11 protein-coding genes are annotated in these 12,366 nt (G+C 47.2%); 6 read left to right on the top strand and 5 right to left on the bottom strand.

The window, feature by feature from the left end:
• Positions 1-4: 4 nt before the first annotated feature.
• Complete coding sequence (gene gcvPB / locus QNI24_RS01795; protein ID WP_267175703.1) at positions 5-1,459, top strand: aminomethyl-transferring glycine dehydrogenase subunit GcvPB; 1,455 nt, start codon at positions 5-7, stop codon at positions 1,457-1,459.
• Between the two features lie 3 nt (positions 1,460-1,462).
• On the top strand, positions 1,463-1,840 hold the full coding sequence (locus QNI24_RS01790) for a diacylglycerol kinase (protein ID WP_267175702.1): 378 nt from the start codon (positions 1,463-1,465) through the stop codon (positions 1,838-1,840).
• A 15-nt stretch (positions 1,841-1,855) separates the two neighbouring features.
• Here the strand turns inward: QNI24_RS01790 and QNI24_RS01785 are convergent, their stop codons facing one another.
• Both QNI24_RS01785 and QNI24_RS01780 read right to left on the bottom strand, forming a co-directional pair.
• Positions 1,856-2,278: a VOC family protein gene (locus QNI24_RS01785; RefSeq protein ID WP_267175701.1), complete on the bottom strand. Its 423-nt coding sequence runs from the start codon at positions 2,276-2,278 to the stop codon at positions 1,856-1,858.
• 68 nt (positions 2,279-2,346) lie between these two features.
• Positions 2,347-3,822 carry an amidohydrolase family protein gene (locus QNI24_RS01780; RefSeq protein ID WP_267175700.1) on the bottom strand — a complete coding sequence of 492 codons (1,476 nt, stop codon included), beginning with the start codon at positions 3,820-3,822 and terminating at the stop codon, positions 2,347-2,349.
• 190 nt (positions 3,823-4,012) lie between these two features.
• On the opposite strand from QNI24_RS01780, the gene QNI24_RS01775 reads away from it, so the two are divergent.
• Positions 4,013-4,759 (top strand): hypothetical protein, encoded by a 747-nt coding sequence (locus QNI24_RS01775; RefSeq protein WP_267175699.1) that lies wholly within the window; start codon positions 4,013-4,015, stop codon positions 4,757-4,759.
• A 93-nt stretch (positions 4,760-4,852) separates the two neighbouring features.
• Positions 4,853-5,167: a hypothetical protein gene (locus tag QNI24_RS01770; RefSeq protein ID WP_267175698.1), complete on the top strand. Its 315-nt coding sequence runs from the start codon at positions 4,853-4,855 to the stop codon at positions 5,165-5,167.
• Here QNI24_RS01770 and QNI24_RS01765 read toward each other — a convergent pair.
• The 3 genes from QNI24_RS01765 to QNI24_RS01755 all read right to left on the bottom strand — a co-directional run bounded on the left by QNI24_RS01765 (position 5,150) and on the right by QNI24_RS01755 (position 8,700).
• Entirely contained in the window at positions 5,150-7,612 is a 2,463-nt protein-coding gene (locus QNI24_RS01765) for a serine/threonine-protein kinase (RefSeq protein WP_267175697.1), read from the bottom strand. The genes QNI24_RS01770 and QNI24_RS01765 overlap by 18 nt on opposite strands.
• Positions 7,613-7,622: 10 nt before the next feature.
• Positions 7,623-8,156, bottom strand: a complete 534-nt coding sequence (locus tag QNI24_RS01760; protein ID WP_267175696.1) for an ECF-type sigma factor — start codon at positions 8,154-8,156, stop codon at positions 7,623-7,625.
• Positions 8,157-8,310: 154 nt separating this feature from the next.
• Positions 8,311-8,700, bottom strand: a complete 390-nt coding sequence (locus tag QNI24_RS01755; protein WP_267175695.1) for a hypothetical protein — start codon at positions 8,698-8,700, stop codon at positions 8,311-8,313.
• A 219-nt stretch (positions 8,701-8,919) separates the two neighbouring features.
• Here QNI24_RS01755 and QNI24_RS01750 point away from each other — a divergent pair, with 219 nt between their 5' ends.
• Positions 8,920-10,950 carry a right-handed parallel beta-helix repeat-containing protein gene (locus QNI24_RS01750; RefSeq protein WP_267175694.1) on the top strand — a complete coding sequence of 677 codons (2,031 nt, stop codon included), beginning with the start codon at positions 8,920-8,922 and terminating at the stop codon, positions 10,948-10,950.
• Between the two features lie 83 nt (positions 10,951-11,033).
• Positions 11,034-12,362 (top strand): leucine-rich repeat domain-containing protein, encoded by a 1,329-nt coding sequence (locus QNI24_RS01745; RefSeq protein WP_267175693.1) that lies wholly within the window; start codon positions 11,034-11,036, stop codon positions 12,360-12,362.
• Positions 12,363-12,366 lie beyond the last annotated feature (4 nt).

The following is a 12,366-nucleotide window of genomic DNA, read 5'->3' as shown; positions in this document are numbered from 1 at the left end:
AATCATGTTAATTTTTGAAAAGTCCATGCCTGGCAGAACAGCCACAGCACAATCGCCTGATGAGGTCGATGTCAACCATCTGATTCCACAGCAATTCCAACGCGGCAGCCGTTTGGGCATGCCCCAAGCCAGCGAACTGGATGTGGTCAGACATTACACCCAATTAAGCCAAAAGAACTTCGCCATCGACACCAACTTTTATCCACTGGGCTCATGTACCATGAAATACAACCCAAGGGCTTGTAACTCATTGGCAATGAAAGACGAATTCTTAGCCAGACACCCACTGGCTCACGAAAGTTTGTCACAGGGGTATTTGGCCTGTATGTATCATTTACAACAAATCCTGCAAGCGGTAACCAACATGAAAGGGGTCTCTTTGACACCCATGGCTGGTGCACAAGGTGAGTTTTCTGGCGTCGCCATGATCAAGGCTTACCACGATGACCGCAAAGACTTTGAGCGCCGTGAAATCATTGTTCCTGATGCGGCCCACGGCACCAACCCTGCCACCGCCATCATGTGCGGCTATAAAGTCAAAGAAATTCGTACCGATGAAGACGGCAACGTCGATCTGGATGCTTTGGACGCGGTGTTAGGGCCACAAACAGCGGGCATCATGCTGACCAACCCTTCGACCTTGGGGGTGTTTGAATCAAAAATTAAAATCATTGCTGAAAAAGTCCATGCAGCCGGCGGCTTGCTGTACTACGACGGTGCCAACTTGAATGCCATTTTGGGTAAGACCAATCCAGGCATCATGGGTTTTGATGTGATTCACATGAATCTGCATAAAACCTTTTCAACGCCTCATGGCGGTGGCGGACCCGGCTCAGGGGCCATTGGTGTGAGTGAACGATTGTTGCCATTTATGCCGGTTCCTTATGTCGGAAAAACAGACGGCAACTACCATTTTGTAACAGCCCAAGATGCACCTAAAAGCATCGGTCAACTGTCTACTTTTGCTGGTAATGCAGGGGTGAATTTGCGGGCTTATGTCTATGCCCTACTCAATGGAAAGCAAGGCATGCAGCGTATTTCAGAGTTCGCGACTTTGAACGCCAACTACTTAATGAAACGTTTAGAAGCTGTTGGTTTCGATCTGGCCTTTAAAAAGCGCCGAGCCAGTCATGAATTCATCGTAACCTTGAAAAAACAAGCCAAAGAATTGGGTTTAACGGCCTCTGATTTGGCCAAAGCTTTGTTGGATGAAGACATGCACGCACCAACCGTTTACTTCCCCTTATTGGTGGCTGAATGTTTGTTGATTGAGCCCACTGAAACGGAATCTAAACAAACCATCGATGCTTTTGTTGAAGCCATGGCTAAGATCCTGGAAAAAGCCAAAACCGATATCGACCATTTAAAACAAGCACCTTACACCACAGTGGTCAGGCGCATGGATGAGGTCAAAGCAGTCAAACAACCCAACGTTGTTTATAAAATCAACGCGTCATAACAGATGCCTGATTCGGGGTTCAGAGGACCCAAACAAATCTACCAGGCCATGAAGTGGTCATTCAAGGGGCTTCGTGCAACGTATGTTGCTGAAGCCTCTTTCAGAATGGAAATCTACCTCTGTTTGGTACTTATTCCCCTGGCCATCTGGTTGGCGCAAACACCTATCGAATTGATCTTATTGGTTGGCTCATGTTTGCTGGTGTTGTTGGTTGAAATCATTAATTCGGCAATTGAAGCCATTGTCGACTTGGTTTGTGGCGAAGAACACCACGAATTGGCCGGTCGCGCCAAAGACATGGGTTCTGCCGCAGTGTTTATGGCACAAATGTTGGTGCTTCTTACTTGGCTGGTTATTGGCTACCAAAACCTCTCGGTTTAAACTTCAGACTGCTGATCACCAACTGCCTTCGTTTGGCATCGAAACCCAAGGCTCTTGTGGTGGTAAAGCATCCCCTTTTTGTAACAGTTCAATAGAAATGTTATCCGGTGTGCGGATGAAAGCCATGTGGCCGTCACGCGGCGGTCGGTTGATGGTCACACCCTGATCCATCAAACTTTGGCACAAGGCATAAATGTCATCAACCAAATAGGCCAAATGACCAAAGTTGCGACCCTCTGAGTAGCCATCGGTTTCATCCCAGTTATAGGTCAACTCAACTTCTGCCGACTCATCACCTGGCGCATGCAGGAACACCAAAGTGAAACGACCTGCTTCGACTTCACGCCGCGAACGTTCGACAAAGCCTAATTTATTGACAAAAAAATCAACCGTTTTATCCAAGTCACTGACCCGAATCATGGTGTGTAAGTATTTCATATGAACTCCAAAAAATAATTTATTATGTCCTGTTGAACTGATGTCAGTTGTAGAACATATGACATGTATCAATCCACCAAATAACCAATCTTGTGTTCTGCCCTCGATGTTTTTACCATCTCGCGTACTGCTTTAAGCATGGTTGGTGCGTGGTAAGGAACCCCTGCTTTGATGGTCCACAGGATACCGCCGGTAGACTCATCACCGGTCAAGGGCTTGATGTTCCTCGGCCAAAGAACTGATAAGTCGGCCATCGGGTTGCCATTGATAATAACCAAATCGGCGCTGTATCCAATCCGCACCTGACCAAGGCGATCACCCTCACCCAGCACCTTGGCTGAATTAACCGTGGCATGTTTGATCACTTCCAATGGATGAAAACCTGCCTCTTGATGCAACATCAGTTCACGTAAGTAACCAAATCCAAAAAGCTGGTAAATGTAACCGCCGTCTTCACCGGTGGTGATGATGCCGCCTTTCTCAGCGAAATCTCGCAACGCTTTGAACCAAATTTGGTAGTTGTTTTTCCAATAAACCTCATCCGTTGAGGTCCATCCCCAAAAAAACGAACCATGTGAATCGGCACTGGGTTTAAAGAATTTTTCTAAACCCGGATGTAGGTAGTCCTGGAACCAGGGTGAGGAAGTGGCCCGCTGTAAATCACGTGAAGCCTCATAAATGACCAAAGTTGGGTTCCATGCCACGCCGGCATCGACCATGCCCTGTAACACCGCTTGTAACTTTTCCTGATCAGCCTCTTGCCACAAGCGACCGGCATAGCGAAAACGGTGCAGCTCATTGGAGTAATTCATATCTGGTGGAAAGTTTTGTACCCCTTTCAAAGCCGCATCGGGCACACCATACCAATGTTCTATCGTGGTGGTTCCTGCTTCGATGTTATCCCAAGCGGTCATGTCTTCTACACCGACATGGTTAGCTATTTTTAAATCGTATTTGGCGGCGATTTTTGATGCGTGGTGGAAGGTTTCTTTATCCATCATGCCGAACTTCAAGCCATCAACTCCTTGTTTATGGTATTTTTTGATGGTTTTATCCAGGTCTTCTTTGCGCTGGTTGCCCCAGATACCTGGGTAAACAAACATCCTGGGCGCAATGATTTCACCTGCAGCACTCTGTTCTCTCTCTTTTAAAGTAACTTTGGTATCACTGCCTAAATCCCTTACCGTGGTGATACCACTGGCCAACCAGAGATAGTGCTGATAGGGCTGCGCCATATCAATGCCTGCCCGATTGTACATGGTGTGCGCATGCATGTTAATAAAACCAGGTAACACATAGCCGCCCTCGGCATCCAATTGAACCAACTCTAACTGACGCACTTTCGCATCGTCTTTGGCACCGCTGATGGCATGAATCCGGCCGGCTTTGATGTGGATGTCATAAGGTCCTTCGGCCGGCGTGCCCACGCCAGCGACAATCATGGCATTGGTGATCAGCCACTCATGGTGTTTTTGGTTATGAAGTTGTGGTTGTGAGATGGCTGCTGTGGCACACAACAACATGACTGATAACAAAGTTTTCATAGCAGGCTCATGGTTAATAACCACAAGATTGTATCAATCATGTATCCAATAAACCACTGCTAAAAACACCTTAATACAAGCAGTTAGGGCCTTTTAGCTTAACGCTTTCTGAACAGCAAACGCGTATTCAGTTTCGATTCAGTCGACTGCCGTAAATTGAATGGCACAGTAACAAAAAGGAGATTCAAGCATGAAATCTTTCAAAACATATTTTACCCTCACCGCATTGGTGTTCAGTGTTTCTGCCCTGGCAGATCGCAGCAGAGACGGTGGTTATCACGACCACAAAAACCAGCGAAACCACGCCCAAAAGAACCACAGTGGCCACAAAAACAAGGCCCATAACCAACACCGCAATGCCGCTAAAAACAGGCACTACCAAGGTGCGCACAGCAGCCGAAATGAAGCCCGTGCAAACAAACATGGCTATGGCCACAACAACCACAGAAACAACAACCGCAACAATGGTCATCACTATGGTAACAACCGTGGATTCAACGGCGATTATCGCAACAACCGCCACTTTGATAACCGCAACTACCACCACAACAGCAGACCGTATAACCAACGTCGCCATTATGGCTACATCCACCGCAACAATGGTTACATCAGCCACAACTACTACAAGCCCAAGAAACACTACAAAAAGTGGAAAAGGCAGTTGAAAAAACACCGCAGGTTTTTACGCAACCATTATCGCCACTTGTATAACTACAATGCCTACTACGATGATGTGTACCGCTTTCGCCCACTGCGTGGTCTGGGACACTATTTTGACCGACCAGGCTATGGTTATGGTCACTGGCATGAAGGCAGTTGGTGCATGAGCTACCATGATGATCGCTTTTACCGCGACTACTATGCCTACTACCCATACCACGATGGCTGGCGACATGGCGACGGTGATTTTGGTATCTGGTTCAGCTTCAACTTATGACCGACCCAACCACCCACATCAAGGGGCCGAACCGGCCCCTTTTTTATGGCTGAAAAATGAAGCAATCCAAAGCATTTGACATATAATCATGACATGAAACCAAATGCTCAAGTCCAAAACCAATCAAATACAGCCTATTGGATTATGGGGATTATTCTGTTTCTCACCTTCAGTTCATTGTGGCCGATTAATGACCCTTTTGAGAGAGCCAAACAAACCATTGCTTCTGCTCAGGCCATTGAACCTGGCCAATTACAGACCGTTTCTGGCTCGCTGACGAGGGTCTTCATGTATCAAAAAGTCAACATCGTCTTACAGGTCAATGACCATTCTGTAAAACAAATCAATGCCACCCTATCACAGTGGCCATGGAGCGAATACGCCATCCAATCAATTATCACCGACTGACTCTTTCGTTGAAGTCAACCAATGTTGAAGTTGGTGTTTGACCAACAATTGTTCCACAGCATAATCCACCAAGTCATTTTTTACCGTGGCATCAAACAATGGTTTGGCCCGCTCAAATTGTTTCAGGTGTAGCAGCGTGACCAATAATGTGTGGGTGTAATATTTGTTGTTGGGTTCAGCTGCATGCACCGGTTGCATCAACTGTTCAACCGATTCAAACATCAACTGTGCCTGTTGCTGTTGCCCCAACTGCTGCTTTAAATCAGCCACCAAAAGGGTATCCACAGCCAAGTCATTGGCCGCTGAATAATTATCCGGGTCTTGCTGGTGGTTATTCTGGGACACCAATAAACTGAACTGAAAATGTTCCAGGGCCTGAGCCAGATCTCCTTCAGCTTGTTGTATTTCACCCGCCGTGGTGTGGGAATAAGCATGTTCCCGGGCATACTCCAGGTTGAATGGGGCTTTGAGTTTCAAATCATCTCCCAATCTGATGGCCTCCATCACCGCCGCTTTGGCCGCATCTTGATGTTCAGCTGACAAATAGAAAAAGCCCAATTGGTTGTAGAGGATTCTCAAATTGTTTTGTTTTTTCAAGTCTTCCGGGTCCAGCTGGATACTCTTTTCTGCAAAACCAATGGCTGACTTGATGTCATCTATGCCTTGTTGCAAATCACCAAAATCCAATTCATACCAAGCTTTCATTTGCTTGCTTTGTGAGTTCGCTAAGAACCATGAAGTGTTTTGTGGGTGTTGTTTCAGTTGTTGGGTGGCCAGTTCTACCACCATCTTAACTTGTTCGTTGGCTTGTTGCTCATGGGCATACTCCATCAGATGATAGCTCAATTCCAAACGGGCCTCCCACAGCGGCATCAGATCAGCCTGTGGGTTGATCTGAATCAATTGCTGCATGGCAGCGATCGCCTCTTCAAGTACGGCCGCCGTTAATTGCTCCTGACCCAAAGACGGCAACACTTGACTTTGGTAAACCCTCAGTCTGGCCAGCAAATCCAAGTACTTCATCTCGCCACCAGGGGATTGGTTGGCGATTATGAGGTGTTCGTTGGCTGCCTGGAACATGTCCTGCGCCTGGTCCGATTGTTCCAAGTGATCAAAGACCCTGCCGGTATTGATGTAGGCCTTAGCGGTCTGAAAGTGACCGGCCTGGTCGAGGGTCAAGGGGTCTTGTTTGGCCAGGTGATCGACACTTTTCAATGCCACCGATTGCAACACATCAATGCGTCCAATCCGCTCCAGATTTTCAAACAGGTCATCCAGCATGAAGTTCATCAACTCATCAGTGGCGTGCTTTTCTGCAATGGTCAATTGTTGCAGTTGTTGGGTATCGCGGGTGTATTTGGCCGTGAACCAAACAGCTAAAACCAACACCAACATCATGGCAGTGGTGACCCATGGGTGTCGTTTCACCGTTTTTTTCAGCACTGCGGTCAATTTATGGTGATCAAAGCTCAGTGGATGCCCCAACAGCCACTGGTTCAAGTCAGACCGAACCGCCTCTGCACTGAGGTAACGTTTGGATGGCTCTGGGGCTGTCATCTGCTTCACCATCTGCTGTAAATCTTTGGGTACAGCGGAATGGGCCAGTGCATTATGAATGTCGCGGGCATCATTGACAGTCACCGATTGACCTTCTCTGGCCAATAACAAATAGCCAAACAAAACCCCCAATGCATACAAATCACTGCGTTGATCCAGGTCATGACCGGCCACCTGTTCAGGCGCGCTGAATCCGCGGGTACCGAGATTCATGGCCACCTTTTCATTCACATTCATGGCAATGCCAAAATCAATCAGCACCGGATGGGGAACTCCATTGATTTCCCTGACCAATAAGTTACTGGGTTTCAAGTCCTTGTGCAGCACCTGCCGCTGGTGGATGAATTGTAAACTGTCGCAGAGCAAACTGAACAAGCGAACCACAGCTGTCACTGTCAGCTCGTTTTCAACACAAAATTGATCGATGTGTGGGCCATCAATGTATTCCAACACCAACCACGGTTGGCCTTGTTCGGTCACATCACCATCAATGATGGTGACCACTCCAGGATGGTGCAAGTCTGCCAACAGTTGCATTTCTCGCAGAAACAACTGTTGCTGTTCAGTGGCTTCAAAACTGTGGTTGATGAATTTAATCACCACCGTTTGTTGGTAGACCCCATCTGAGCGCTCGGCCAGATAAACCTCACTTTGACCACCACTGTCAATCGGCTCAATGATCTGGTATTTGCCCAAAAATTCTGCAGCACCCACAGCAGTTTGCGCAAAAGACTGTGTCAGCAGATGGGTCGCTTGATTTCTCACCGATTCAGGCAATGCGGCTTGAATGCCTTGGTCTGCTAAAAAAGTGGTCAAGTCCGTGTCGTCATCATGATCCAGTTGCTGGTCTATTTGCCGCCACAGTTGTTCCAACTCTGTATCTTTCATCGCAGCACCCTCATCGCATGGCCACCGCCAACATGGCACGAGCTTTTTTCCAGTTTCTGAACACCGTTCGTTCGCTGACCTCCATCACGGCAGCGATGTCAGCAAACTCCATGTCTCCAAAGAATTTATAGGTGAAAACTTGCTCCAGCTTTTCGTCAAAGGCTTTCAGCCTGACCAACTGTTGTTCCAGATCCAGCAGGTAGGTTGATTCCTTGTACACCGGTTGGTCGCAAGATTGTTGCGGGTCAACGAAGGTGATCAAGCGGTTTTTCTTGGCCTGATTGAGTAAAATGTGGCGCATCGCCAGTGCGGCGTAAGCAAAAAAATGGTTGCGGTCATTGAAGGTTTTGTTGTTCCGCTGGCTTTTCAACCAAGCCTCGTTGACCAGCGCTGTGGTGTTGATACCGCTGCCTTTGATTTTGAATCTTTGACTGCGGGCTATTTCCTTCAAACGTTGATAGACTGCCTGCATGTCCTGTTGCTGCGCTGCTGAGAGCGCTGACTGATCACTGTTCAAAAATTGGGTGAGGTTGGATGAGTCCATGTTATTCAAGCGCTGTTGTTTTGATTAGATTAGCAAATCAGCTCAATGATTGCAATTTCACCACCGCCACCCAATCGCCTGAAACATGAGGTGGTGCAGTACTTGAACAAAAAGAACGCAAGCGGGTTCTGTTTGATCAGGGCTCAAGGTTGGTTTAAATCAGCCAGCACACCAAACGCAAAGGCCGCTTCAGCTGGTTGGCCAGGGCTTGTAAAAAAATCACATCAAAATGGGCGTGGACTTGATCCCGATCGGCTTCATGAATGGCCAACAACTCTTCCAGTGTGAAGCAACAAGGCCGGTTGATGGCATCCTTTCCCCACCGCTGTTGATTTGAGTGGATGATCTCGGCCACCCCCGGACTCAAATCCTGAGGTAATTCCTGAGCTTGGGCGCAGTTATAATAATGGGCATAATTGCGACCACCCCAACTTTGAGGGGCCAGATTGAACCCAGGTTGATGGTGGGGCTGCTGTCGATCGTTGAATAAGCACCACCCTTGTTCCTGCCTGATTTCAACCAAAACAAAACACATCCAGCCCATGGTCACACAACTGTTGTTTTCAGGTTTTTGGCCAACAACAAACCTGGCCTTAATATGGGTGGCCGGTATGGCAAACCCTCAAGATGATCCATCATGATTTCAGGTGTTGTTCTCATGTCCTAATAACCACCCAGCACAGGCCTCACTGACATTTATTTCATTTTTTTGTCAGTCAAACAGGACCACAGTGATTAATCAAACTAAATACTGAGAAAAATCATGAAATTAATCACTCTATTGTTCTTCTTGTTGCTGGCCAACCACACTGTCCAAGCAGACACCTTCACCGTCAACACCACCAGTGATGGTGATGTGTGTAACATTTCAACTTGTACCTTGCGCGGTGCCATTAATGCCGCATTGCAAACCACAGGTGAGGACATCATTGAATTCAACATCCCTGCCGATGCCATCAACGAAAACTATTTCTCTGGTGGTTCTGGCCAGGATGCATTCCAATACTGGATGATTCAACCTACCTCTGAATTGCCTGAACTATTGGACATTCTGATAGATGGGTCTACAGCTGGCTCTTCTACTGCTGGCAACCCGACCATCGTGCTGGATGGTTCTTTACATCCTGTAGAGCCATTATTGAGCCATGGTGGTCTGGTTTTGGCTGGAGGTGGAGAAGTATCTGGTTTGGCATTTATTAATTGGAGCTGGGCCGGCATAACAATGACTGGTGCTGATAATGCTGTTTTTAGCAGTTGGTTTGGACTTAATTTACCTTATGGCTTGGCTGGCGCCCCCAACTACACCGGTATTTATCTAAAAGACACTACCGGCAACAACAATGTCATTGGTGGAGCAATGAACGCTATAGGCAATGTGCTTTCAGGTAATAGTTACAGTGGCATATATGGCGGAAGCCCTGCACTGATTTTAGGAAACCTGATTGGAACTGACCCCAGTGGAAGTATGGTTGTGCCGAATGAAAACGCAGGGATTTTTACCGAATCACCATCTAATTTGGTTATCGGACTTGCAATAAGTGGTCTCGGAAATGTCATTTCAGGAAACACCATCACCGGCATTCATATCACAGCGGATGTTGGCAATACATCTGTCAGTGTACAAGGTAACCACATCGGAACCAATGCTGCCGGCAACCAGGCACTTGGCAACGGTGAGGGAATATACGTCGCATTTACTGATGATGTCAGCATCAGTAACAATGTCATATCGGGAAACAATCGAGAGGGTATACTGGCTCAATCCATAGCATCTGACCCAATTAATCGTTTGTTGATCACAAACAATAAAATCGGAGTGGGTGCTGATGGTATCACTCCGCTTTCCAATACCATTGGAGTATTTATTGATGGCTCTATTCAAGGTGCTCAAATTGGTGGAACCGCTGACAGCGCTAATGTCATTGCCCACAACCAGTGTGGTCCTATCATTGGTTGTGGTATTGCTGTCAGAGGCAATGGTTCAACACGAGTGGCCATTCGATACAATCAATTATTCAGTAACGAAAACGAGGGTATTGATCTTGAAGCTGACCGTTTCACCCCCAATGATCCCGACGACTTTGACTCCGGGGCCAACCGTTTGCAGAATTTCCCTGAAATCAACACCGCGCAACACGATCCTGATGGTAACCGCATCAACATGAATTTCTGGGTGGACAGCCACAACGGTGCCAGTGATTACCCCATCATCATTGATGTGTATGCCGCTGATGCTGATGGCGAAGAAGGCCAAACCTGGTTGGCCAGCACCACATTCTCTGAGTCGCAATGGTTGGCTGGCAATCCGGTGAGCCGAACCCTTTTTGCAGCCGCACCGGTGGCGGAAAATGATGTGATAGTTACCACGGCAACAGAAGCAGGTGGGCGCACTTCCGAATTTTCGCCGGGTTTTACTTTGGCTGGACAACCGGATTTTTCAGTTGCATGCGGTAACAAAAACATCACCACCAACTCAACATTAACTTGTCGCATCGATTGTGAAGCCGAGGCAGTCAATGGCTGGGCGGATGAAGTTGGCCTGTCCTGCGACCACCCTGACAGTTCTTGTCTTTTTTTACCTTCCGATGAAATCACTTTCAATCAAGTTGTGGTGCCCTTCTCGGTTGAAATCAATCACAGTTCGACTGACCCAGGTATCTACCTGAATGAAGTTTTGGGAACAGCCGAAACCCAAGGCGGTGACCTGGATCGAGCCGAAGTGATTACCATCAAGCAACTGGCCGATGAAGATTACCTGTTTGTTGAAGGCTTTGATGGCATCGTATGTCAGTGATCAAAAATAATTATCATCTGTTTTGCTTGGTGCTTGTTTTCTGCTGCGTGATGGCCTGCCAAAGTGAATCTGGAAGAACAACCATGAGCAACCATGAATCACTGGACGCCAGCCAAGCCAAGGTCCTGCAACAATGGTTCCAATCCAATGGCTTGTCAGAAAAATCCTTTCATTTTGGAACAAAACGACACCAAGGTGCCTATTCTGTACTGCTGAAAAACCAGCAAGTGGTGGGCATCAAATCAAAAGGGGTCAAATCCACAACTGGATTGACCACGCTGGTCTCATTGCAAAGTCTTGAGTTATCATTGCTTGAACAGGCTGAATTGTCAGCGTGTCCATCCCGTCTGGAATTTTTGAGAATCAAAGGCTCACCATCTGAACCGCTGTCTTTGGATTTTTTAAAACAATGCCCAAATCTGACCGAACTTAAAGTCTTCCACACAAAAATAGCAAACCTTGAACCACTGGCTCATCTCTCAAAACTGCAGTCAGTGAGCGTTCGTTTCAGTGACATTGTTTCGATAGATTTTGATGTTTCATTGCCGCAATTAAATCGCCTTGACTTGACCAACAACCAACTCAGGACAATCTCTTTCGGTGCACCACAGAATCAATTGAAGTCACTGTTTTTGAGTAACAATCAGCTGTCATATCTGCCTGACTTGTCACCATTAAGAAACTTAGAAGTGTTGAGTTTGGACGGTAATCCCATGAAGTCAATCATGGAAAATCACTTACCGCCTCATTTAAAACACCTGGATATCAGGAAAACAGCGGTGCTTGATCTGGCAGCATTGACACATTTATCCGACCTAAAAAAAATTCAGGTCCAACGCAAACCCAAAGACCTGCCATCGGCTCTGAACGAAAAGGTCATCGCTGCCATCAGCGATGACAGCCAACTGAGCATAGCCGAAGACCTGATGCAACATTACCTGGCTGGCGTACGACTCATCGAAAAGCTGCCGCAATCAGTGAATGGCAAAACTTTGGGTCTCAGCAAAAAATCCGCTCAACGATTCAGCATGAGTGGCACATCGAAATTAAGCGGCGAAATCCGTATTGATGAACTACAAGGTCTGATGCGCATTCCTTTGGCGCAAACCGATGACCTGTTGTACCAACATCGTCAGGTCTCCATTTCAGGTCAGGCTCAAGTTTCCAAGGGCGCTTTCAGGATTTACAGCCCGGTGAATCTGGATTTTTGGTCGATGGCCGCTGTTTTTGTCGATCACCCGCGACCCGATGCACCGGCTTCATCAGACCTGCAACGAATTGGTTTTCTGGTTTATGAAGCTTTACCTGATGAACCTGTTACATTCCAGGCTAACCTGACACCCATCGCTGATCGTTATGTGTTGTTGGTCGAAGGTGATGCCGCAACCGGAGTAACAATCAATTACCAATAAAACA

Origin of the sequence: Marinicella marina (assembly GCF_030065545.1) — a bacterium.
Classification (GTDB): domain Bacteria; phylum Pseudomonadota; class Gammaproteobacteria; order Xanthomonadales; family Marinicellaceae; genus Marinicella; species Marinicella marina.
The sequence above is the reverse complement of the archived record's forward strand: the minus strand, read 5'-3'. Positions and strand labels throughout refer to the sequence as shown.